This is a genomic window from Paraburkholderia sp. MM6662-R1 (assembly GCF_050436245.1).
Taxonomy (GTDB): Bacteria; Pseudomonadota; Gammaproteobacteria; order Burkholderiales; family Burkholderiaceae; genus Paraburkholderia; species Paraburkholderia tuberum.
On record NZ_JBNDLV010000001.1, the window covers coordinates 2,322,970 to 2,346,464 of the forward strand.

Consider the following 23,495-nt stretch of genomic DNA (forward strand, 5'->3'; position numbering starts at 1 on the left):
TCACGCTCACCTGCCGGGCCGTTTTGTTTTGGAGGCGATATGAGTGCAGTCCAACCCGACGGGCCCCGCACGCGACGACCGGCGCTGAAGCTCGTGAAAACGCAGGAACTGAGCCGCGACGATTGGCTGGCCGTGCGCCGTACTGGCATCGGCGGCTCAGACGCCGCTGCGGCTGTGGGGCTCAGTCCGTATATGAGCCCGCTGGAGCTATGGCTCGACAAGACCGGGCGGGCAGACGGCCTACCCCGGCCCGATCCCGACGATACAACGTCGCCGACGTATTGGGGCACGCTGCTCGAACCCATCGTCGCCGCGGTCTACACGAAGCAAACGGGCAATCGCGTCCGGCGTGTCAATGCAGTGCTTAGGCATCCGAGCGTGCCCTTCATGCTTGCCAACATCGACCGCGAGGTCGTCGGTGCTCGCGACGTCTCCATTCTGGAATGCAAAACCGCCGGCGAGTTTGGCGCGCGACTGTGGCGCGACGGTGTGCCCGAGTATGTGCAGATCCAAGTGCAGCACCAACTCGCCGTAACGGGCAAGGCAGCCGCACACGTGGCCGTACTGTTGTGCGGCCAAGCGCTCGAAGTCCATCGCGTTGAACGCGACGATGCGCTAATCGGTCGGCTCGTCGAACTAGAAGCGCGGTTTTGGCAATTCGTTGAATCTGACACGCCGCCGCCAGCGGATGGGTCGGAATCGGCGGACCGTACGTTACGCCACCTATACCTTGGCAACGGCGGCACCATCGATTTCTCGGACGATCGTCGCCTGTCGTCGGTGTTCACCGATCTGGTTGCTGTGCGGGCCGAAATCGAAGCGTGCCAGGCAATCGAGGCGCGGCTAAAGCAGAGCATCATGCAGGCAATGGGCGAAGCCACGCGCGCCTTGTTCGAGTCCGGCGAAGTGTCGTTCAAGCGCAGCAAAGACTCGTCGGCGGTCGACTTGAAACGCCTATTGCTAGATCACCCCGAGTTCGAGCAGCAGTACGCCTCTTCCAAGCCCGGTTCCCGGCGCTTTCTCATCTCCGTCTGATTTCCCATTTGCTCTATAGGACAACACCATGTTGAAAGGCCTTGCCATCACCCCGCCCGTCGTCGGACGTATCTCCATCGGTCGCATCGTCGAGAAAAACGGAAAACGTCTTCCCGAGAAAGATGATCAATTCACTCTCACGACACAAGTGGTCAACCGCGACGGCTGGATTCTGCATCCGCTCAACGAGACGCTGCGCAAAGCGACCACCGGCAAGCTGCGCGCGATTCCGGTCCGGGTCTTGTTCAATGACCCGGATTTAAACCTGCGCGCCGACTATAGTCTCTTCGATCGCGACACGGGCCGGCCAGTGTGCGTCGGGGACGGTCAGAGCTGCAAGCGGGCTACCGCTAACGGCATCGAGGCCATGCCGTGCCCTTCTCCGGATGGGTGCATCTTCGGTCAGCAAGGCGGTTGCAAGCCTTATGCACGTCTGAACGTGCTAATTTCCGACGACGACGAAATGGGCTCATTCATCTTTCGGACAACGTCGTTCAATTCGATCCGCACGCTCGCCGCACGTCTACACTACTTCCGCGCCGTGTCGGGCAATCTGCTCGCCAGCCTGCCGCTGGAGCTGAAACTTAGAGGCAAGTCCACGACGCAGAGCTATCGGTCCCCAATCTACTACGTCGATCTTGGCGTGCGTTCGGGGTGCACGCTCGAAGAATCGCTCGCGCAGGCGCACGAACTCGATGCTCGGCGAAGGGCCGCCGGTTTCGACCAGGCTGCGCTTGATGCTGCGGCTCGCGCCGGCTTCGCTAACGGGGCGTTCGAGGACAGTCCGGACGAGCGAGCCGCTGTGGCTGAGGAGTTCTTTCCTGAGCCGACTTCGGGGGGACCAGACGCCCGCTCTCCTACGGAGACGGAAACCGCAGAAACGGCACGGCCCTCGCTGCGCGACAAGCTAGATCAGAAAGCGGCGTTGCTGGGCGGGAAGGCGGCATGAACGACGACATCTGCGAGGCATTCGTTTGCCGGGACGGACGGCTGCTCCCTCGCTACCACGACACAAAGACCGATCTCGCGCCCGGCCTGTACCTGGGTCTGTTTCATGGGCGTGACGGGATCGACGAGATCCTGGACGATAGGGGATTCGACGGACCAGTCATCGGACCGCTCGAATTCGTCCACACAACGTATGCAGCGGAGATCAAGCTGCGCTTTGTCGAACGCCACGTCACACCGCGATACTTCCCCGGAACGTGGCTCGTCGCCGATGCTGCAACCGGCGACCTCGTTCCATGCGCCGAGGCCGTCCTGAGCGTCGTGGACGATCTGATCGTCTTCGACGGCCGGTATTTCGGCCACTGGTCGGTGTTCATGCCCGGCGACCGAACATAACAAACGCTTCCCACTCCTTCCGTCCACCTCCCTTTCCTGACCTTCATCGGACGCGCGCCCCAACGCGTCCCGGGGACATTTTGCCTATGGAAAACACCATCAACATGGAAACCCGCTTCCGCCTGCTGCGCCCACCCGGTGGGATCTTCTGGCTCGCGACGGCCGCGACCGTCACCGCACTCAGTCTGTCGATTCTGGCAGGCTGGCAGCGCGGCGGCACGCTGCCCGAGCGGGTCATCTGGATCACTATCGGCATCGTGCTCGTCGTCAGCGCGCACCTGTTACCGGCGCTGATCCGCAAGTCGTCCTTCGTCGTGCGCGGCGTGGGAAGCCTGCTGTGGATCGCATGCATGGTGACCGCGGGCTACGGGCACCTTACGTTTTTCCTCTTCGCCCAGCAGCACGCGGGAGAGCGACGGGCGTCAGTCGTCGCGATCACGCTTCCCACCCCGGCTCGCAGTCTAACGGTCGTGATGTCCGATCGTGCGACCGTCGTCCGACAACTCGCATGGCTTGACGCACGGCGTTGCTTCCGTGACTGCGCTGGACGCGATGCGCACCGCGCGATGCTCGCTGCAAGACTCGATGCGCTGAACGCCGAAGCCGGTGACATCCGCCGCCAGCAGGCAACGGACGATCGCGTCACTGTGCGGCGCGGCATGTTACTCGCCGATCCGGTCACGTCGCGCCTCGCGGCGCTAGTTGACATATCGGCGCCGCGTGTCGACTTGCTATCGGGACTGGTATTCGCAGCTGTACTGGAATGCACCGCCTGCCTGCTTTGGACCATCGTGCTTCGTCCGCCTTCGTTGCCGGCAGCCGCTGCGGTCGTGACTGAGACGACGTCGACGGCGGTCACTCCGCCTCAGAAGCCCCGCGAAGACACGACTCATGTGACTCTGCCCGCAGTCACGCCGATCGCGAATATGACTACCGTGACTCGCCCCGCAGTCACGGCGGTCGCCGCGAGTCACGCCGACGGGACCGTTAGTAGTGGAGCGCTGTCGGAAAGTCACGCTGTCGTGGAGAACTGTCGTACGCCCCGTGATGATCCCATTACGTCGTTACCGGACGGCACTTCGCCCGGTGGCGAGGTCGCGGAGCTCGCCAAGGCCATCGCGGCAGGTCAGGTACGTCCGACTGTTGCCGGAATCCGAACGTATCTCGGCTGCTCTCAGTCGCGCGCGGCAGCGCTACGCCGCCGGCTCGTCGAACACACCACAACGGCATAGACGCCGGGCCTCGCGCCCGGCTTTTTCTTTTCTCGACAACCACGGAGCGGTATGGACACGACCACCGATCTCGTCAAGAGTCTCAGCATCGCCAATCTCGCCAACCAGCGCGTTGCCGTCGTCGAACGCGTCCGTCACGCGCTCGATCTGCTCTATGAAGCCGAACAGCTCGCAAGGGCAGCACATCTCGGCTTTCCGCGGCTCGTGCTCGACGACAGCTACGCCTGTCGCGGCAGGCCGACCGTTACCGGGGAATACGCGAAGCGCGACGAGGCTGAAGGCGCCATCACGCGCGTAATCGATGTGCGGGGCTGGAACTACCTGCTATCCGAATCGGGCCTGCGCACCTTCATGGACGCGAGCGCCCGCGAACAGTGGGACCGGCAGCTCGCCGACGGCGACGTACCCGAACTGACTGCTGCCAACATCGAAGCCACGTTCACGCAGCTCTACGGCACGCGGGGCGACATGTTCGAACGCGGAGTGCTGCAGTGCTTCCGCCGGCTATCTTGGGATTACAAGACCAACGAGCCGTTCCGGTTCGGCAAGCGAATCATCGTGACATATCTGCTCAGTTCCGGCTCCCCGAATCACAGGGTCACCGACGAACTGGACGATCTGACCCGCGTGTTCTGCATACTGGACAGCAAGCCCGAGCCAGACCACCGGCACGGCGCCTACGTCCTCGTCTCACACGCGCGGCAGGCACGACGCACCGAAGCGGAGAATGCCTACTTCCATCTGCGCTGGTTCAAGAATGGCAATGGCCACATTACCTTCAAACGAGCCGATCTGGTCGAGAAAATGAATCAGATCCTCGCCAGGCACTACCCGAACGCGCTCGCCTCCGAAGCGCGGTAGTTTTCCTCGTCATCCGACGCGTCCCGCATCTGACATTCCCCTGTTCGCGTTGGGTGATCACCGCATGGCTCTCGACGCCTGCCCTCCCTTCACTCCTCACTTCATTCATCCTCGCCATGAAATTCTCATTCCACTCGAAACCTTTACTTCTTGTCGCTACGCTCGCCACCGCCCTCGTACTGGCCAGCTGTGGAGAGAAGACCCTCGACTACCGGAACGCGCAGATCAATAATGGCAAAGTCTATGCTGGCGATGCGAATAGGGCGTTTTCCGGCACCCTGACGAACGTCTCTGCCGGGCAGGTCCTCGCTGCCCAGAATGGTTTCGGCAAACTGATGAGCGTGGTCAACTACGACCTACCCAAAGCCACGGTCGGCGCAATGGGTCTTAGTTCCATCTGCGACGTTCACGTCTAGGATGGCTGGCCTCGGCAAGGCCGTCTGCATGACACCGCAATCTGACATCGTCCGCATGCAGATGACGTTCAAGGACGGCGAGCTTGACGGCGATCTTGTAGTCAATGATCCGAACGGCAAGGCACCTTTCATTACGGTGACGTTCAGCAATGGCATGCCTGACGGCGAACAGAAGGTTTGCAGCCCTGAGACGCACAAGCTCGTCTATGTAAATCACTGGGAAGGTGGTGTCGCTACTGTGAAGAGGAGGGCTACTACGCGGATTCCGGAAACCGATACGTGCACGCGACGCGCGTGAACGGTCAGTATGATGGCGAGCTTCTCGTTTACGCGCCAGATGGCATGCAGATCATTCACCGGGTCACATATGTCGCGGGAAAGAAGCAGGGGCCGGATGACGAGTATGACGCTGCTACTGGCAAACAGATCGGACATGCCGACTGGGAAAATGGGCAGATGAACGGTGTCGTGAAGACTTGGGATAACAGTGGCAAGCTGCTCAAGGAGGTTACCTACGACTACGGCAATCGCATCCCGACAGCTGGAGAGCTCGCAGCACAGACAGCGCTACAGCAACAGGCCGCCGCCCAGCTTCAGGCGGATACTGACAAGCAGGCGCATGCGGATGCCGTCTCGGCATGTGTTTCACGAAGCCACGACGCGTTCCACAAGCAGACCGGAACATACACCAGCTCACCGAGCCCTGAACAGGTCACTGCATGGCAACAGCAATGTGAGCTTTCGCCCGGTGCATAAGGTCGTGCGCCCGGTAGCATTCAGCCCACCACGCGTCGTCAGGGGGCGCTACCGCGAATCCGGCAAGTGAAGAAGTGGCAACCACCTCGGCAGAGGTGATTGCCACTTCCCATACGGCCCACACATTTTTTTTGATCGCGCGTTACCTGCGTTGCGACACGCAGGATTTTTGCCGCCGCCGAGAGAACTCCATCTGACACGTTCGGCCGAGTTCGCCCCCCAAAAAAACGTGAGTGATCCAGATTTTCTCGGCCCGACGCCTGCAGTAAGAAAGTATGCGCTTGGCGATCCGTGCAATCTCTTACGCCTCACCGACGCCAGTGTCGGCGGGTTGATTCGGGCGAGATGGGAAGAAGACGAACCTTCCTTGGGATTCATTGTATCGGTGATACGAAAATTGGACCTGCACACATTGTTCGATTTCGTCGAATATCTTGACTAAAGCTTTGTGATCAGCAAGGTTAATCTTGGATATTTTGTGATAGAAAAGCGTCCAGCCAACCAACGCATCGGCCCAGAGAACAGTCTCCCCACGAATCGAGACGATGTACAACGGGACGCGCTCCCATCGATCGTTGAGCTCCTGTTTCAAGACTCGGTGAATCTTTTGCTCACCGGACCCACAAGCCGAAAGACAAAGGACCGTCCGACCAAGGTAGTCTTCGTTTTTTAGTATCGGCAATAGATCTAACGCGAGCCCATCCCATTCGATGAAATCGGCGCCAAATGCAAGGCCTTGGTCGTTTCCATGACTCGAAATGTGGATAAAGAGAGGTGACTTCTGGGTTCGGCTCACCGCATGAGCGCTATCTGCCGACGATAGATATTTACAGATGGTTTGAAGCTCGGCGCGCGATCGTGCCGCGAAGGACGCGGTTTGGTGCCCAATTAGCTTACAGGTCGCATCAAGTGCTCGTGCTTCATCCACTCCGGCAAACACATCGATAGGATTTGGTGATTCGATGATTGCAATGCGCATACGCCCTTTCTTAATCAGGAGAGTTTATGGTTTAAGTTCCGTCATCGGATGTTACCTGCACGCTCCTGAGAAGGCGACCTGGCCGAGGCCGGCAAGATCACAAAGAGTTGGCGTGCTAAGGCGGTTTGCAGAATGCAGTTCGGTTGCTCACCTAAGACCCCGTTTGAACGATCGAACGTGGGCCGCGCCCGGTCCGACATGTCCGGCTCACGTCGGACCCATTACGGCCCCTGACGCGCGTGGTCTCAGCGGCCTGCTGCAAGTCCGAACGGCTACCTATCGCGGCACCATGCTTGGCATCGCACAGTAATAGACGGCTACCAGGTTTGTGAACCGCCTCAGTCGTGGTCTCTTTACTCGCTCCGAGCCACCTCGTGCGTTGTCCCATCTACATCCGGCTGGGCAATTTGTTCATCTTGGATCGGAGCATCACTCATCTTGCTCGAACAGGCATCAGTCCGAGGGCGTCCCGATTTCAGCTTCTCCGGTGCTTGGCTCACATCGAACGTCCGGCAGTGCTTCTCGCCGATATACGCACTTACGCAGTTCTTCCTCGCGACCGGCCGAGGCGTGCTTGTTCGGCCGCACAACGCTTGACCACAGTCTGCTCCGCGTTGAGTACCGCGAGATGGCCGAAAGCTCGCCCCCTCACAGATACGCAAGCCGCTGTACTCGCACAGCAAGGATGCCAGCAAACGCCGAAATTGTCGTTAGCGAGCTATAAATGGTGCCCGGTCGGCAGAACGGCACCTGACGGCATGACCGCTCGTTAACGTCCGCGAACAAGAGCGGAAACGCAACGGTACAAGCTGAGAAGTTTTCAACAATCAGGGAGCGTAACCGCGCGTCGGTGGCCCCGCATTGCGGCCGAGGCATTGGAGTCCGTGACAGCAAGGAGTACGTGTATGTCAGTTATCGAGCTAATCACCGGACAGTTTTCCGGTGCAACCTTTTACCGAGCTGACCTGCATATCCATTCCTACGGTGGCTCGCATGACGTGGCGGATACTTCCATGACGCCGGACGCCATCGTAGCAACTGCCGTTGAAGAGAACATCGCGATCGTCGCGATCACGGACCACAACGAGATTTCGAACGTGCCTCGCGCAATTAACGCGGCGGCGCGTGATGGCCGCGTCTTGGTGGTCGCTGGCGTTGAGTTGTCGACAACGCAGGGTCAGCTTCTCTGCTATTTCCCCGATTTCAACCGTTTGGCGCGATTCTTTGCAAGCTTGAACATTGCGGATCAGGGCTTGCCAACGTCGCGGTGCCAACAGTCGATCTTCGAGTGTCTCACTGCGGCCGAGGCGCATGGCGGTTTCGGCATCCTGGCGCATGTCGACGCCCCCTCTGGCTTCGAAAACGAGAATCCTGGCGCATCACCGCACAAATTCGATGTTATCTGTCATCGCGCGCTCGCTGGAATCGAACTGAAGCAAGCAAATTCTGACGTTTACTACTCACCGCAGGATGTCAACGCTGAGCGCGCTCGGATGGGGCTGACAAGGATCGAGCGCCTCGGATTGGGCAGCAGACAATATCTTGCGCGAATACTCAACTCGGACTCGCACACGCTGAGCGCGCTCGGACGTAACGCGGAAAACGCCAAACGTACCCATCTCGCTGAGTCCATTGCCCCCCGCCGATCGTTCCAAGGATTCTATCGCGACGAAGTCCGTCACCGAACGGCCTGCATGCGGACAAGGGGTACGGCGGGAACGAAGCCAACATCGAGGACCAAGTCGGGCATAAAGCTGCCATGCAGCGGCGATCGCCACGTTGTCCATCGGGCGTCGACTTTGCGATCGTGCTCGCCCACTACGCCGGCCGAAGCCTCGGGTCAAACGAAGCAGGCGAACACGCTGATGGCCGGCAGCGAGAGAGCGGCACATGGATCGACATGGACTGGGCCGGACCAAATCCAGTTACACACCGGTTACACGACCCGCAGAAACAGAAAAGGGTTACAGGCAAATCACCTGTAACCCTTTGATATTCCTGGTGGAGAGGAAGGGGATCGAACCCTCGACCTTCGCATTGCGAATGCGATTCACGCTTATCCCCACGGATCAACGAGAATACCCACGAATAACATTCTCTTATTTTTCAGTAAGTTAGCATACTTCCCGTTACCGGAACGTACCCCGCTGTACCCTCTATATTCCTACACGGCTCCTACATGGTAGCATTTTCGCAGACCCAAATCTTCGTGTAGGAACCCAACAGAATATGGCTAACATTACAAAGACTTATGTCGAGAAGAGCGCCGCGCCCCGAGACGACGGCAAGCCGGCCTTTTACTTCGACGATGAGATCAAAGGCTTCGGAATTCGCGTGACGAGCGGAGCCAAGACCTTTGTCGTCGACCGCAAACTTAACGGCCGGACCATTCGGATAAGCATCGGTCGGTATCCGGCCTGGTCCGTACAAGCAGCAAGGGACCGAGCGAAGGAACTGATCGTCGAGCTGGACAAAGGTAACGACGTGCGCCTGCAGCAAAGGCGCAGAAATGACGCCGCAGTCACCTTGCAGACTGCTTTCGAAAAGTTCATGAGTGAACGGCAATTGAAGCCAAGAACTCAGACAGATTATCGGCGCTATATGGTGCACTATCTGTCGGACTGGTTGGGAAAGGGGATAGCAACAATCGACTCTGACATGATCATGGCACGCTACCGCAAGATCGCAAATTCGAGCAGTGGCGCAGCTCAAGCCTCAAGCGTAATGCGAGCGCTGCGAAGCGTGCTCAATTTCGCCATAGCAACCTACGGGCGGGCAGTGATTCCGGAAAACCCGGTTGCGAGCCTCACAGCGAAACGTGCGTGGCTGCGGGATAAGGCCCGTACTGATCACCTGCGCCCCCACGAAATCAAGCCGTTTGTCCTCGCAGCACGAGCGTTACCGAACGCTGTCATGGGCGCCTATATCGAATTCATCTTGCTAACCGGAGCACGTCGATCTGAAGCCGCGACGCTCAGATGGAAACACGTAGACCGGAAGGCACGAACGATTACGCTGAAAGAAACCAAAAACCACTCCGACCGGATTCTTCCCATAACGCCGAGGATTGCCGAGATCCTCGATGCAATGTGGCACGTCAAGATCGGTGAATTCGTCTTTGGCACCCGAGACAAGGTTGATAAGCCGTCTCATGTCAGCGAACCTCGCAAAGCAATGGCGACGTTAAATGCTGCCGCAGGCAGTACCGTTACTGTGCACGGTCTTCGACGCACCTTCTCGACCATTTTAGAATCGCTCGATTGCCCCGGAATCCCGTTGAAGTCCCTGCTGGGACACTCATTGAAAGGGGATGTTACGACGGCGCACTACACGCAAATTACGGTTGAGCGACTGCGCCCGTGGGCCGAACAATACGAGCGACACATGCTTGCATTGATAGCTGCACCAACCGAGCAGGTAGAAGACGTCACTGTCAACATTGAGCCGGCCAACGCGCCAAGCTGATGCAGCGGCACGAGTAATGTCGATACACAACCGCTCCTGATGCCATCTCCCTTCGGAGCAAATCAGGAAAAAGGCAGGCGTCTGGGCTGCGGTAGCCCCGCTGGCATTTGCCACAGCTCCCGATCCTTTAGTATTCCATTGATCAATTGGCGAACTTCGGGGTCACGGAGATACAGACTGTTTAGCTTGTAGAGGTCGATGTCGCCGGCTGATCCTGCCGAGATGTTGCATTGAAGCAGCATCGCCGTCACACCTTGTACGATTTGCTGGTGGTCGAGTTCGTGAACATTGCCGCTGCTGAGTTGGCTTTTCGGTGGCTGGCAGTCATCGCCGCAATAGAGGCCGATCGCTTCGTGGATCAGCGCTTGCGCTTGGGCTTCGATGCGTTTGTTGTTCATCGCGTCCCCCGAAGAAGCCGAAGGTCGATGCCCGACTCTTTTGCGACGATCTTCGCCTTGTCGATGTTTGGTATGTGACCGGATGAAAGCCAATTGTGGACGGTGGCATTGCTCACTGAACAGGCGTGTGCAACTTTAGTGGGGCCGCCGATTCTATCGACTGCGATCTTGATGTGATTTGATGTAATGTACATGCGCTGCTTAGTCCTTTATTTGATAAGCGCAAGTCAATTTTTTGATAATTGCTTGTCTACTTTTATTTTAATTCAAAGACTGAGACATGGATGCAAAATATACTTAATGCGGATTTAGGCGAGCTGTGGCGCTCCACACCTTGAGCAGAAGCGCATTCTGGACGACACGCGCGGTCGAGTTAGCGCTCTCAATTATTTATTGCCAGATCTGTCTTTTTCACGTCTAATCTCATCGATTAACAAACCGGGCCGCCCTTTACCAGACGACGCAATGGTGCCCTCTACTACTTAGCGGTGAACTTACTTCGTCTGGTAAGCATTCTTTCTCGTATTTCGCAGCTATCAGCGTGTGAAGTAAGTATGTGGGAAGCTTTCCGATCTAAAAACAAGACGCCCCAACCACCATCACTTATAGGCGCATGATCGTACGACATATATGCCTCACTGTACCGGTTGATCTTACTTCTCCCCTCTGCTGGCTTTCTCATTATCTTCCCGACGCAGCCTATTGCTTTCGTCGTAGTTTCGAAAGTCCTCCTTCGTCATGCGGCCCCAACCTGACTCTGTAATATCGCCTTTCTCATCGACATAACCGTGCCGACGCTGTGACGCATAAGACATATCGGACAAGTTTTTTCGTGTTGTTGCCATGATTTACTCCTGATTGCGCCCCAACACTTCGGAGCCGTTGAGACGATGTCCACTGTGGTGAAGTGATCGTACTCCTCGCCGCCTCCATCTGCGATTTCTCCACGCGCCAGAGCAAAACATGTGACGATACTCGGCATCTAGCACGACGCAGCTATTGGTCTCGAGCAAGGTTGGTTTTTTTCGTTGCCAGATATTCCTGCGCCCTAAAATAGCAAGAATCGCCCCCAGAAAATATGACAGTTTTAGTTAGTTAGAATTACGCAGGCAATGTTTAATCTTCTGGAAAAATCAAATTATTTTGCCGACCCGCAAAGCGCCCCAAAAAAATTGATACATATCCGGTTTCATTTTTGGCTTTTCGCTCGCAAAATGCGTTCCGACATTCGCCGTGGAGATCAGCAATCTCTCTAGAGACGGCGAAGTATTTATTTTTCAATTGGGTGTTTGCTCAATAGAGGAGTGCTGCCTTGGTACAAGAATGATATAGAACCACTTCGCTTTCCGATACTAGGGAGCCGCAATGAAAAACGCTGTCATAACCTTTCTGCTCGTCGTCGTAGTCGAAGCGGTAACCGCAATCGCCGCATACATGAAGAAGCGCGTGATGGATTACCTTCGTCGGTCCGGTGATAACGACGCCTACAACCCCGACTTCGCCTGCTGCTAACCAAGACCTGCCTCTCGTCCTGCTGTTGCGGCCGGACACTTTCCTTTCAACTGCATTCGCCGCCCGGCTTCGTCCAGGCTGGATGCGCTCGTCCTTAGGAGTTGAAGAATGCACCTCGTGAAAAGTATGGCGTACATTGGAGAGCAACCGTGGCACGGCCTCGGAAACCAGCTATCGCCGAATCAACCAATCGAAGCCTGGGCCGCCGCCGCACGAATGAACTGGACTATAGAAGAAGCAGAAGTTCGTTTCGTCGCCGGAAGCGGCGGTCTCGGGAGTATCCACGCGTTTCCCGAACAGAAGGTGCTCTATCGGAGCGACACACAAGAGCCGCTGTCTGTTGTATCAAGCCGGTACCAAACGGTTCAACCTCGGGCAATCTTGGAGTTCTACAGGGATCTAACCGAAGTCGGCGGCTTCCAGCTTGAAACGGCGGGGGTCCTTAAATCCGGCAGAAAGCTTTGGGCGCTAGCTCGCACAGGGCAGTCCGTATCTCTCAAAGGTCGAGACGAGGTCAACGGTTATTTGCTCCTCGCCACGGCTTGCGACGGAACTTTGGCGACGACTGCGCAGTTCACCTCGATCAGAGTTGTCTGTAACAACACACTCGCAATTGCCCTTGGTGACAGCGCTAGCGCAATCAAGGTCCCTCACCGCAGTCAATTTGACGCAGATGCGGTGAAGCGGCAACTCGGCATCGCCATCTCTTCCTGGGATGCGTTCATGGTCAGAATGAAGGCTTTGTCCGAGCGGAAGGTCAAACCGGAAACGGCGGAAGCGTATTTCCGTCGGGTGTTGACGTATCCAGTGAGTGACACCCAGGGCAACCCTGCGACAGCGACGAACGATCGGGCCATCAAGGCTGTTCATAACTTGTACGCCGGCAGAGGCAAGGGTTCAGACCTCGCTTCGGCTTCTGGTACGGCATGGGGCCTATTGAACGCCGTCACGGAGTACGTCGACCACGAACGCCGCGCCCGCAGCGACGACCATCGACTTGATGCCGCGTTGTTCGGCCAAGGCGCCGCGCTCAAACAGAGGGCATGGAACGAGGCGTTGAAACTCGTCGTCTGATCTACCGACACTTTCAAACGTTGTACTAGCCGCCCGGTTGAACCTCGTTCACCGGGCTTCTTTCATTGAAGGAGCGAAAGATGAGCATTGCAAAACAAGATGCAAAGCCTGATAAACAGAAGCCTGCGCTTCGTCTCGTCGACACTCGAGGTCTTGACCGTGAAGACTGGCTTGCCGTTCGCAAGACTGGAATCGGAGGTTCGGATGCTGCTGCCGCTGTTGGTCTCAACCCCTACAAGTCGCAGCTGGAGTTGTGGCTCGAAAAGACTGGCCGTGACGTCGATCTAGACAAGCCCGATTCGAAGGATACGACGCATCCTGTCTACTGGGGCACGTTGCTGGAACCCATCGTCGCTGCAGCCTATACGCAGCAGACCGGCAACAAGGTTCGCAAGGTCAATGCCGTGCTCAGGCATCCGAAGGTGAACTTCATGCTCGCCAACCTAGACCGAGAAGTCGTCGGAGCTCCTGACGTACAGATTCTCGAATGCAAGACAGCCGGTGAGTTCGGTGCAAGGGCGTGGCGTGACGGGGCGCCGGAGTATGTCCAGCTGCAGGTGCAGCATCAACTCGCCGTAACCGGCAAACAAGCAGCTCATGTTGCCGTTCTGCTCTGCGGACAGAAGCTAGACGTGCATCGCATTGAACGTGACGACGAACTCATCGCCAAGCTGATCGAACTCGAAGCGCGATTCTGGACGTACGTTGAAACCGACACGCCTCCACCGGCTGACGGTTCCGATTCGGCGGGTCAAGCGCTGCGTTGCCTGTTCCCGCGAGACGCCGGAAACACTGTCGACTTCTCCGACGACCGTAATCTGTCGGCGACGTTTGCCGATCTGATGACGGTTCGGGCCGAAATCGAAACCCGAGAAGAGCTCGAAGCGAAGCTCAAGCAAAGCATCCAGCAGGCAATGGGCGACGCATCCCGTGCGGTCTTCGAGACTGGCGAAGTGTCGTTCAAACGCAGCAAGGACAGTTCCGGCATCGACCTGAAGAAGCTACTCGCCGACCATCCGGAGCTTCAACAGCCATACGCAACCACGAAGCCCGGTTCACGCCGGTTTCTCGTCTCAGTCTAGCCCATGGAGGCAATTATGTTGAAAGGTCTTGCGATCACGCCGCCTGTTATTGGGCGGATCTCGATTGGCCGTGTTGTGGAGAAAAACGGCAAGCGCTTGCCGGAGAAGTCGGACGAATTTCAGCTCACCAGCCAGGTGCAGAATCGTGATGGTTGGGTTCTTCATCCGCTCGACGAAGCGCTCCGCCAGGTAAACGGCGGCGGGAAGCTCAGGGCAATTCCGGTGCGTGTGCTGTTTAATGATCCTGACTTGAACCTTCGAGCGGAATTCTCGATGTTCGACCGAGAAACCGGACGGCCCATCTGTGTCGGTAACGGCGAGAACTGCAAGCGTGTCACGAACGAAGGTGTCATGTCCTTGCCGTGTCCATCGCCCAATGTTTGTGCGTACAGCAACGGTTACTGCAAACCCTATGGTCGCTTGAACGTTGTCATCGGCGAGGAGGACGAATTGGGTTCGTTCATCTTCCGCACGACTTCGTTCAATTCGATCAGGACCTTGGCTGCGAGGCTTCGCTACTTCAGCGCAGTCTCAGGCGGTTTGTTGGCGACGATGCCGCTGGAACTCAAGCTGCGCGGGAAGTCGACGACGCAGAGCTATCGCTCGGCCATCTACTATGTCGATCTTGTTGTGCAGTCGAAATTGACACTCGAGGAGGCGATTGCTCGTGCCCGGGAACTGGACAGCCAGCGTAAAGCTTCGGGCTTCGACCAAGCTGCGCTTGATGAGGTGGCTAGGCTGGGGTTTGGCAACGGAGCTTTCGAGGAATCGGGGGAAGACATTCCTGCGGTGGTCGAGGAATTCTATCCGGAAAGCGAAGGCGGAGTCGAGACCGAAGCCGACAATGGTTCGCCGGCTACGGTTCTGAAGGACAAGCTCGAACGAAAAGTTGCGATGCAGGTGGGAGGCGCATCATGATTTTCGTTCGTGCCATTCTGTTCCTGACCGTAGCGCCATTTCTGCTGATCGTCGTCGGTTCGGTCTGGCTTTGGCTAGGACACAAAATACTAGCCTGCATTTTCGGGCGCTGATGCGCTCATTGCTCTCGCTTCGACGGGAGCTTTTTTAGCTGGTCCTAAAGCTTAGGGCGAACCTCTGCAAAGTAGCGCTTCCTGTCGATTCCCACCTGTTCGAGAAAGGCCTTAAAGACGGTCTGACTGACGGGGTCACAACGAGGTAATGGGAATTGCTTGCCGTCCTTTGCCCACTTCTCGTGACTGCCTTTTCCACCGGAGGGATCACACCTATAGCCAAAATGGTTCAGTGCTTTTTCAAGCTCTCGGACCGTTGGTTGAGAGAACGTCTTGTGGTTGGCATGAAGGCGGTCGGCAATAACTCCTGCACCAACGAAGCGGAACGGTACGTCGGTGGGTTGGAAATCATACGGCTGACTTCCGGTAAGCAAACCTTCTACGGGCGGCGCCTTATTTGTGACCGATGGTTTTCCTGTCGCTAGCTGGTTTGCAAAGATACGCCAAGTGCTTTGCCTTTCGCCAAGCTTCCACTGGTCGTAGCCTGGAGGCGACAAATCTAGTGACGCCCTAACAACCCGCTCAATCCTGGCGAACTCTTCATCCGTAACCATGAGCAATGCTTTCGTATTGTCTCGCCGGAACCATTTCCACGAGGCCCAGTTGGCAAGGGCCTCTTCGAGCCACTCAGTGGTCTCTCTCAAGGTATCGTAGACATCCTTCTTGTAACGCAAATGCCGTGGTTGACGAGACGTAAGCTCAAGCCATGATGATGCCGCCTCAATCCTTGCATGGAATAGCTCATGAGAATAAGTTAGCCCAAGGGCAAGAAACGCGGCCGTGGCATCGGATGCAGCAACCCCGTTTTGCCGCAGATCCCGCAACAAACTTAAGGCGAAATCATCCAGCTTTCGAGCATCGACGTAGATGCCCCAAGTGTCTTCAGTCCAGATGTGATACGCCTGGAACCAAGCCATCGCTTCGAAGCCTAGACGCCCGATTTCATTTCTAATGTCGTTGATTCGGCTATGGAAGTTATGCTCTTCGAGTTGCAGGCCGTCCAATGCTTCGACAATTCCTTCGGGATCGTCTTCCGGAGAAGCGACCAAGGGTGGGCCGGCAACAGTGACGTCGCCAGCATCGAATTCGGGCCGAGAACACCGGTTTAATCTCGGCGTGGTGAGAGCGCCGGGAATAAGGCGTTGAACTGTCCACCGAATTTCGGGATAGCTAGGAACGCCCTCATGGGTCGTCCACGTGACGATCGCTGTTGAGTTTACTAGAAGGCCCGTGTACGCCCCATCCCGGGGAGGCTCCCATGGCGAGGCCCCGATTGCCTTCCGCGCAACGCGTTCAACTCCTCGAAGGGCATATGTGCGACGAATCGGGAAAGTCACCGCTTTGGGAAAATGCGTAAGCAACTCGTCTGCTCTAAGGGGCGGCTTCTCATTATTGATCCGAGCGATACGGAAACGCCCCGTCCGGTTTATTGTCCTGATCGCATCGTCATCGTAACGGCCTTTCATAGCCTTGAGGTTGTTCTCGTGCTGCGTCTCTTCCACCGCGATTTTTTTATCGATTTCTGCTATCCGCTGTGTATGATTCTCGACCAGATGTTTCGCCGCAATCTTGACGTCGCTCGGTATCCACGTTTGGCGTTCAACGGGCTCGTTACGACTGACCAAGACGCAGAGGGTATGTTTGTCCGGCAGGGAGAAAACCCCATAGCAGTGTGCTATCACTTTTAGGCCAGAGCGCACTCTCTCGCCAACCGGTCCGAGCTTTCGCTTATCCCACAATGCTAGCGTTAGCTGGCAAAGCAATGACCTTTCTGGTGCCAAAACGGCAAACACCTTTGCGGTTGTTTTGCTGTGCAGCGCAGCCACGTCAATACGTCCTCTGGCGATAAATTCGACGAGATCAAGATCGTCAGATTGGATCAGTACAGCAAAAACGTCGTCTTGATTCGCCCAAGAAAAGGTAGACGGAATCCAGCTATTGAGCCGCGTCAAAGAGCTTGTCGGGTGCATGGAGATATTTTGATTCGTTCATGATGATGGGTGGGCGACGATCACGTCTGTAGTGTCTCACTGCATTCTCGGCGCTGACACGCTTGTTGCTCTCGCTTCGACAAGGGCTTTTTTTTGGTTCCGGTCGTTCAAAGGAAGAAAACTTTTTGCTCGACTCATCTCTACATATATATTAGAGAATGCTCGACGCCAAAAGTGAAGCAAGGACGCGGCTTTCCAGCGTCCGGTCGCCCACCAGTCTTTGAAATTCGTGGGCGATAGCGGAGTCACCGCCCTATAAGAATGAGGACACCCCCTGATCGTTATTGCGAGTCTCAACTAGTCATCCGCTCACGAGCGAATTGCATCAGGCGGGGGCGGAATGCGTTGACCATGGCATTCGTAGCCTTTGCAAACCACGCGACTTGTTGCTGCACGGTTAGTGCAGGCTCAATATTGGCCGATCGTGTCACCGTCACGAGAGGTTTCTCGGCATCACTGCGGTTAAGGTTCGATTTTGCCAGCCGAAACTCGACGTCGAGTCCGGTTTCCCTGCGTATGTCTTCTTGCTCTTCCTTCAAGCGCTCGAAGCAATCAGCGCCGTCTTCACCGTACAGCCGGAAAAACAGCTGCATTTCCCCTTTGAGGGGGCGGTACAGGGTTATCCACCTGGCTGGGGCAGGCAACTCCACACGCGCGTTCGTCGGATGAGGTCCCAGCTTAGGCATTGGCTGCTCAGGATGATCGAAGTGAATCTGCGCCATGAAGAGGTTCCAAAATTCGCTGTCACGGTCGGGTTTCACAACTTCTTCGATAGACTCCGGCTCTACCTTGTCGGTTTCGCTCGACTCCGCTGGCACGAGAGGTGTCCCCGATCCGTCCACCACAACCCTGTGCTGAATGACGTCCGTTCGAATTGCAAGCGACGGGACAAGCAACGTTCTTCCGTCGGCGTCTTTCCAGACCTGCATTTCGATCAGGCCTAATTGCGCCAGCAGCCCTCCGCGTTTCTCGAGGAGCTCCTTCATGGCTTGGATGTCACGGCGTATGCCGTCTCCGACAATTGCCATTACGAAGTTGCCGGTGTGCAGCGAATGCGACACGTTGTCGACGAACCTCGCTTCTTCAACGTCCGGAAACTTGCTCTTCACGATCTGATAGAGCGGGTTCACCGCTTGCCATCGACGATCAGAACGATGGTCAGAATGAGCCTTCAGCTTCGCTTCTAAATCCGCGTAGGTCCACGTCCTGAGAAGCGCCGCGTACTCAAGGATTTGACCAACCACTTCCCGCCGGGCTTCAGGATTTCGCCACAGCTTGCACTCGATAAGCACGACCTTGCCGTGCGGGGTGACGCCGAAGATATCCAGCCTGATATTGCGCCCTTCCTTCGGCACCAGCAGCTCTGAGCAGATGGGCACAAAGCCATGTACGGAGCCTGAAATCTCGTTTAGCGGCAGGATTTCTGGGTGCCTAAACACGATGTCCTGAAGCCACTTCTCAGAATGGCCGGCGTCGAGTGGCTGACGAGTCAGCAGGGTGCCGGACTGTGATGTGTCGTCGTCAAGCAGGAGAGCAGAGGGGCGCATTTATTGGTCTAGTGGGGTGGAGTTGGTCATTTGCGTTTTGTTGACGTGTTAGCCGACCTTTGGCGTTGTACTATCTGCGGCGCTCCTCGGTGGCTGTCAAGAGCGTCCACAATAGCCCGTTCGTGCCGATCACAAGGACCCGACAGTCGTCATAGTCGGCCTTGCTGAGTTCATCGATGTGAGCAGCTCGATTTCGGAAGTTGGTAGTCAGTAAAACGAGCTGATGATGGAGCCCGTTTGGATCTAATAGCCATGACGACCCAGCCCACTCCCTAAGAAGCTCTAGAAATGATCGAATCAGCACGCTATTTTCTCGCCGATGCTGGCTATGAATTGCTGTCTGCAAAAAATGGGCGAATACTCCGAGCTCAGGGGGCTTACGGGTCTGGTCAGCGCTGAAAGATGCAATGCGTCCGACGTCCTTATCGGCCCTGTCGTCCGCTAGTTCCTTGGCTGGCACCCGCATCGCCAGTGGACGTAAAATTCGAGCGACAATTTCCGCCTCCACGGCCTTGCAGAGGCCAATAACGGGAGGCGACCACTCAAGCTGAGGGTCCGAAAGAAGTGTTCCTGCCACATACTCGGCGGTCGCCAAGAACCGCATGACATCGACAGGAAGAAGACTGGCTCGTTGCTCGGAGGCAAGAAGGAGCCTTTCCGCATTTCGCCTATCGTCTACCGCTACCGCTGAAAGAAGGGCATAGCCCAGTGCGTCTGCTTTCTGATCATCCGGAATTAACCCGGTCTTGATATCGTACAATGACAGGAGTCGGCCATAGCAACCGTTGCACAGGCGCCTTGACCAGTCCCCTCCGTAGATAGAAATTAGCTTCGCCTTTTTTGTCTCCCCACAACGAAAGCATCGAAAGGCGGTTGCTTCAGCAAAGCGAAACTGTTGCAACGGCCCCCTCGCTGGGTACGTCTTGGTTAACTTGGATGGCACGGGTTCCATTGTTTTCCCTTACGTTCTGCTGTCTCAGGTCGCCGCTACGATCCGCATCCGTCTGCAGTTATCGGTCCCCGTCCCTGTCGCAAAAGATAAAGACGCTCAGTCAGATTGCGGCAAGCCGAACGATCGCAATTGACCATCCACCCTTCGCAACTTTCGTAGCTGCACGCTGACACATCTCTTCCGATCTGACGAAGTAGAATTTCATCCCTTGCATTTGCGCAAGTTTGGCGAGGGTCTTCTGCATCCGCGCATCGATCGTGCCAACGGGGCGTGCCGATGTCGTCACTTCAGCGGAAAGGACTATTTCGCCATTGCGCGTTCCCCGGAGATCAGGCTCCGAACTATCGCCAGTTTGGCGAGGGTTCCATGACCATTCGACTCCAGCGGGAAACCTGCCGTCGGAGGAAAGCCACTCTGCCGCCTTGATGATAAGGTGCTCGTGCTGTATCTGGTTTAGATCCTCGTACGATTCTTGTCGCAAACTGCTCAGGATATCAATACCTTCTTCGGTCGTCTCACATGGCAGCGACGAAAGTCGACGAATGGTCTCCAGTGAACGCTTGGTGTCGTCAAGAACTTTTTGATGTGCTTCTGTGAAGGTGTCTAGTTTTTTCATTTTCTTCGGATGCCCCTGCAAGTCGTCGCCGCTTCGACGCCTCCAACTGCCGTAACGATGCTTTGCCCCGTTTGAAAGAATGGATGAAAGCGTTTCCCCGGTAACTGGCGGCACCAAATTTCTGGTACTTTAACGCCTGAAATGCCAAGTAGAACCAAAATTTCAAATCGGGGTGGTGATGGGCTACGACATTATTGGGGATATTCACGGCGAGGCAGGTAAGCTGCGGGCGCTTTTGAAACGCTTGGGCTATGTCGAGAGCGCTGGGGTCATGAGACACCCCGAACGCACCGCCATCTTTGTCGGAGACTTCATCGACCGAGGTCCACACCAACTTGACACGCTTAACATTGTTCGACCGATGGTCGAGTCGGGCAGCGCCTTTGCGACAATGGGGAACCATGAATTCAACGCCATTGCGTGGTATCTGCGTGACCCCGACCGGAGCGATGAATATCTTCGCCCACGGAAAGGGGAAATTGGCGAGAAGAATCGTCATCAGCACGCCGCATTCTTGGCTGAAGTGGAGCACAAGCCAGACCTTCACGCCGAGATCATCGATTGGTTCCTCTCTTTGCCGCTCTGGTTGGAGCTTCCCGAACTGCGGGTGATTCATGCTTGCTGGCATCCGGGCTTTATGGCTGAACTCGAGCCAAAATTGAAGCCTGGTCGCCTGCTGGACGAAGTCATGATGGTCAAGGCCAGCAGCAAGGGCACGGCGGAATACAATTTGGTCGAAACGCTGCTTAAAGGCATAGAAGTCCAGCTGCCACCTGGCTACTTCTTCAAGGACAAATCGGGCCATACCCGACACGAGGCCCGCACTCGCTGGTGGGATGAGGCGGCGACCACCTATCGTCTTGCAGCGCTGGTCCCCCCTGAAACCGCAGCGCTACTCCCCGACACGGAGATCCCAAACGATGCGAGGATCAGCTACGGCGCGGACAAGCCAGTATTTGTTGGTCACTATTGGAGGACGGGGAAGCCAGCGATATTGTCGCCAACGGTGGCATGCGTCGATTACAGCGCTGGAAAGGGCGGTCCGCTCGTGGCTTATCGTTGGGGCGGCGAGTCGGTATTGTCGTCCGGCAATTTCGTGTTCTCGAGCGAAGAATATGGTGATGTCACAAGATCAACTTAAAGTTCAAACGGCCCGCCCACGCATCGACTTGCGGAGTCCTTGGGATGGTGCCTCCGCTTGGGCAACAATTCTTGAGGACGGTTGCATTCAATTGGAGCTATGCGACCACAGCGAGCAGGCTGAGGCAACGTTTGGAAATGATGTGACCTGGGACTACACCATTCCATTTGCAGAGAAGCCAAAGCTGATTGAGCGCCTGGCAAAGCTGACGGGACGTGCCGTCGTGGGAGACGAGGCGATCCTCACGTCTTTTGCGGAGACGTTCAAGCATGTTCACGCCATTCGAGATTGGCTCAAACAGGAGAAAATATCCTTCGAAGAATCGTTCGACTCATGGGCATAGCTGGGCACCCGATGACGAAATCCGCATTGGCAATCTGCAATCCAGAAGCGCTGGGTTGAGGCACATCCTAGGCTCGCAGCACCGCGACTGTTGAGCGTGGGCTAACTACCGAATCAAGCCGTGACATCTTTTCCTCGCAGGTAGAAACTGGTGCAACGACGCCAGCCACGCGTGAACGTTTCAGCTTGGCATTAAGCGTGTGATGGCCTATTTACGGCGTCGCAAAACGCGAGTCACGTAGCTTATCTGCGGCCGAAATGCTGTCTGTATCGATCCCAGAACCAAGCGCTGACACCGATGCAAATGAGAATTTCTATCCACCTCGTCGAAGCGCTCGTAAAGGGAACGGGGACAAAAAATCCAATTGGGTTTCCACGGAAAAGGTTGAGCGCTTTTAGTATCGCAGTGGCCGTAATGCCGACGCTTGTGATGGCAAAGGCGATCCGAATCCTCAGCAATCCAAGGAGAGCGACGATACCGGATGAGACAAACGCATAGACTTGCCAAGCATGGACGCCGCGCAAAAGTGCTGCCCATGCCGCAAAGCTCGCGGTAGCGACGCAAAACAAAAAGAATGTATCGCATAACCTATACCCAACCGCAAGGGGTCTTGTCCTGACCGGTGCCTGACCATCATTCGACGACAGGCTGCTCGAGTTCATCGCTCTTTCCCCGTGTTTGTGGTCCGGCTGATTCGACGGACAGCCTTGGTCTACGCCCACTCCGCACTCAGCTTCTCCGCCTGTTGCAGCACCGTTTGCACGGCCTCTTCCTGTTGGTCAGGCGGGTACTTGTATTTCCGCAGGATCCGCTTCACCATCAGCCGGAGCTTCGCTCGAACGATCTTCCGCACCGCCTAATCGACGCTGACGTTCCGGCCCGGCTGGCTCTTCACTGAGGCAAACGGATTGCGGGGTTCGACGTGACGAAACTCGACACCGACGTTAGCACCCATTGAGGACCTGCGAGCCATATTAGTTTCAGCCGCCATGTAGCGTTGCGCCAAGAGCAAAGGCGCCGGCCACGAGCGCAGCTATTGCGGCGAGGAAGCTCCAGAGTTGGGCCGCTTTCATGCCGCCAACAAGCTCGCCTATCGTCAGCTCCGCTGGGTTTTTCGCTGCCGGCCTCGCCTGAGGTTTTGACAACTTTTGCTTCCAACTCGAAAGAACACCGTTGAATTCCGATGTGGTTAGGGATGCGACCTCAGGCTTGACTGATTGGACATACCAGTCATAGCCCGGCTCCAGAAGTCCCTCCTTATATATTCCATGCTCGACGATGACCATTAACGGGTGACCACGGCTGTATGCCATGGCGGCCTCAATTTGATTCCACGGCGTGGCAAGTTTGACGTCGGCAAGAAACGTTTCCTTTAGGCCACCACGCCTTTCTATTCCTGTTGAAAAGTACTTTCGCTCAAGGGCGATCACGACGGTGCCTGAGCATTGGTCCAGAAGTGCTGTCACCGTCTTCAGAGGCGCATCCGCACTGAAGGTGTTCCGGCCAACAGTATGCGGGATGAGACCTTCGCTACGGAGCCGATCCTCGACAGCACGGACGAACGCCTCCTGTTGCTCAGTCGCTGTTCCGCCAACGCTCACAAACACGTTAAGTTCATTCACCTTGATTTTTTCCGTCAGCGTGGGAAAACGCATTAGCTCTGTAGCGAGATACCGAATCCCATGTTTAAGCCCAAGATCTATTTTTGCAAGGACGCCGG

23 protein-coding genes and 2 pseudogenes are annotated in these 23,495 nt (G+C 56.3%); 16 read left to right on the forward strand and 9 right to left on the reverse strand.

Going from position 1 to position 23,495, the window contains the following annotated elements; all coding sequences use genetic code 11:
• Window positions 1-39 precede the first annotated feature (39 nt).
• From OKW39_RS10945 to OKW39_RS10980, 8 genes are all read left to right on the forward strand, one after another.
• Entirely contained in the window at window positions 40-1,035 is a 996-nt protein-coding gene (locus tag OKW39_RS10945; RefSeq protein WP_429563484.1) for a YqaJ viral recombinase family protein, read from the forward strand.
• A 28-nt stretch (window positions 1,036-1,063) separates the two neighbouring features.
• Complete coding sequence (locus OKW39_RS10950; RefSeq protein ID WP_429562649.1) at window positions 1,064-1,984, forward strand: phage capsid protein; 921 nt, start codon at window positions 1,064-1,066, stop codon at window positions 1,982-1,984.
• Entirely contained in the window at window positions 1,981-2,379 is a 399-nt protein-coding gene (locus tag OKW39_RS10955; RefSeq protein ID WP_429562650.1) for a hypothetical protein, read from the forward strand. Before OKW39_RS10950 ends, OKW39_RS10955 begins: the two co-directional genes overlap by 4 nt.
• An 86-nt stretch (window positions 2,380-2,465) precedes the next feature.
• Window positions 2,466-3,611: a hypothetical protein gene (locus OKW39_RS10960; protein ID WP_429562651.1), complete on the forward strand. Its 1,146-nt coding sequence runs from the start codon at window positions 2,466-2,468 to the stop codon at window positions 3,609-3,611.
• Between the two features lie 51 nt (window positions 3,612-3,662).
• Window positions 3,663-4,472: a DUF4942 domain-containing protein gene (locus tag OKW39_RS10965; RefSeq protein ID WP_429562652.1), complete on the forward strand. Its 810-nt coding sequence runs from the start codon at window positions 3,663-3,665 to the stop codon at window positions 4,470-4,472.
• Between the two features lie 116 nt (window positions 4,473-4,588).
• A complete protein-coding gene (locus tag OKW39_RS10970; protein WP_429562653.1) occupies window positions 4,589-4,888 on the forward strand; it encodes a hypothetical protein in 300 nt (99 codons plus the stop codon).
• A gap of 28 nt (window positions 4,889-4,916) precedes the next feature.
• Complete coding sequence (locus tag OKW39_RS10975; RefSeq protein WP_429562654.1) at window positions 4,917-5,186, forward strand: hypothetical protein; 270 nt, start codon at window positions 4,917-4,919, stop codon at window positions 5,184-5,186.
• Window positions 5,183-5,644, forward strand: a complete 462-nt coding sequence (locus tag OKW39_RS10980; RefSeq protein WP_429562655.1) for a toxin-antitoxin system YwqK family antitoxin — start codon at window positions 5,183-5,185, stop codon at window positions 5,642-5,644. Before OKW39_RS10975 ends, OKW39_RS10980 begins: the two co-directional genes overlap by 4 nt.
• Window positions 5,645-5,945: 301 nt before the next feature.
• On the opposite strand, the gene OKW39_RS10985 is transcribed toward OKW39_RS10980, so the two are convergent.
• Window positions 5,946-6,623: a hypothetical protein gene (locus OKW39_RS10985; RefSeq protein WP_429562656.1), complete on the reverse strand. Its 678-nt coding sequence runs from the start codon at window positions 6,621-6,623 to the stop codon at window positions 5,946-5,948.
• Between the two features lie 905 nt (window positions 6,624-7,528).
• Here OKW39_RS10985 and OKW39_RS10990 point away from each other — a divergent pair.
• Window positions 7,529-8,236: pseudogene (locus OKW39_RS10990) on the forward strand (PHP domain-containing protein); the annotation flags it as partial.
• 616 nt (window positions 8,237-8,852) lie between these two features.
• Window positions 8,853-10,088, forward strand: a complete 1,236-nt coding sequence (locus tag OKW39_RS10995) for a tyrosine-type recombinase/integrase (RefSeq protein WP_429562657.1) — start codon at window positions 8,853-8,855, stop codon at window positions 10,086-10,088.
• Between the two features lie 62 nt (window positions 10,089-10,150).
• Here the strand turns inward: OKW39_RS10995 and OKW39_RS11000 are convergent, their stop codons facing one another.
• Complete coding sequence (locus OKW39_RS11000; protein ID WP_429562658.1) at window positions 10,151-10,486, reverse strand: hypothetical protein; 336 nt, start codon at window positions 10,484-10,486, stop codon at window positions 10,151-10,153.
• Window positions 10,487-11,139: 653 nt separating this feature from the next.
• Window positions 11,140-11,331, reverse strand: a complete 192-nt coding sequence (locus OKW39_RS11005) for a hypothetical protein (RefSeq protein ID WP_429562659.1) — start codon at window positions 11,329-11,331, stop codon at window positions 11,140-11,142.
• A 520-nt stretch (window positions 11,332-11,851) separates the two neighbouring features.
• Between OKW39_RS11005 and OKW39_RS11010 the strand changes: the two genes are divergently transcribed.
• The 4 genes from OKW39_RS11010 to OKW39_RS11025 all read left to right on the forward strand — a co-directional run bounded on the left by OKW39_RS11010 (window position 11,852) and on the right by OKW39_RS11025 (window position 15,072).
• On the forward strand, window positions 11,852-11,998 hold the full coding sequence (locus OKW39_RS11010; protein ID WP_429562660.1) for a hypothetical protein: 147 nt from the start codon (window positions 11,852-11,854) through the stop codon (window positions 11,996-11,998).
• 108 nt (window positions 11,999-12,106) lie between these two features.
• Window positions 12,107-13,072 (forward strand): DUF932 domain-containing protein, encoded by a 966-nt coding sequence (locus tag OKW39_RS11015; RefSeq protein ID WP_429562661.1) that lies wholly within the window; start codon window positions 12,107-12,109, stop codon window positions 13,070-13,072.
• Between the two features lie 80 nt (window positions 13,073-13,152).
• Window positions 13,153-14,154 (forward strand): YqaJ viral recombinase family protein, encoded by a 1,002-nt coding sequence (locus OKW39_RS11020; RefSeq protein WP_429562662.1) that lies wholly within the window; start codon window positions 13,153-13,155, stop codon window positions 14,152-14,154.
• A gap of 15 nt (window positions 14,155-14,169) precedes the next feature.
• Window positions 14,170-15,072: a hydrolase or metal-binding protein gene (locus OKW39_RS11025; RefSeq protein ID WP_429562663.1), complete on the forward strand. Its 903-nt coding sequence runs from the start codon at window positions 14,170-14,172 to the stop codon at window positions 15,070-15,072.
• A gap of 157 nt (window positions 15,073-15,229) precedes the next feature.
• Here OKW39_RS11025 and OKW39_RS11030 read toward each other — a convergent pair whose 3' ends face one another.
• From OKW39_RS11030 to OKW39_RS11045, 4 genes are all read right to left on the reverse strand, one after another.
• Window positions 15,230-17,137: a type II toxin-antitoxin system HicA family toxin gene (locus OKW39_RS11030; protein WP_429562664.1), complete on the reverse strand. Its 1,908-nt coding sequence runs from the start codon at window positions 17,135-17,137 to the stop codon at window positions 15,230-15,232.
• 332 nt (window positions 17,138-17,469) lie between these two features.
• A complete protein-coding gene (locus OKW39_RS11035; protein WP_429562665.1) occupies window positions 17,470-18,723 on the reverse strand; it encodes a hypothetical protein in 1,254 nt (417 codons plus the stop codon).
• Window positions 18,724-18,793: 70 nt separating this feature from the next.
• On the reverse strand, window positions 18,794-19,483 hold the full coding sequence (locus tag OKW39_RS11040) for a hypothetical protein (protein ID WP_429562666.1): 690 nt from the start codon (window positions 19,481-19,483) through the stop codon (window positions 18,794-18,796).
• A 292-nt stretch (window positions 19,484-19,775) separates the two neighbouring features.
• Window positions 19,776-20,405 carry a hypothetical protein gene (locus OKW39_RS11045; RefSeq protein WP_429562667.1) on the reverse strand — a complete coding sequence of 210 codons (630 nt, stop codon included), beginning with the start codon at window positions 20,403-20,405 and terminating at the stop codon, window positions 19,776-19,778.
• A 64-nt stretch (window positions 20,406-20,469) separates the two neighbouring features.
• Here OKW39_RS11045 and OKW39_RS11050 point away from each other — a divergent pair, with 64 nt between their 5' ends.
• On the forward strand, window positions 20,470-21,432 hold the full coding sequence (locus OKW39_RS11050) for a metallophosphoesterase (protein WP_429562668.1): 963 nt from the start codon (window positions 20,470-20,472) through the stop codon (window positions 21,430-21,432).
• Window positions 21,413-21,775, forward strand: coding sequence for a hypothetical protein (locus OKW39_RS11055; protein ID WP_429562669.1), 363 nt, complete (start codon window positions 21,413-21,415; stop codon window positions 21,773-21,775). The genes OKW39_RS11050 and OKW39_RS11055 overlap by 20 nt, the downstream gene beginning before the upstream one ends.
• Window positions 21,776-22,487: 712 nt before the next feature.
• On the opposite strand, the pseudogene OKW39_RS11060 reads toward OKW39_RS11055, so the two are convergent.
• A pseudogene (locus OKW39_RS11060) lies at window positions 22,488-22,631 on the reverse strand (type I restriction enzyme endonuclease domain-containing protein); the annotation flags it as partial.
• Between the two features lie 124 nt (window positions 22,632-22,755).
• The gene (locus OKW39_RS11065; RefSeq protein ID WP_429562670.1) at window positions 22,756-23,430 is read right to left on the reverse strand and encodes a hypothetical protein; all 675 of its coding nucleotides are present in this window, start codon (window positions 23,428-23,430) and stop codon (window positions 22,756-22,758) included.
• Window positions 23,431-23,495: the final 65 nt, after the last annotated feature.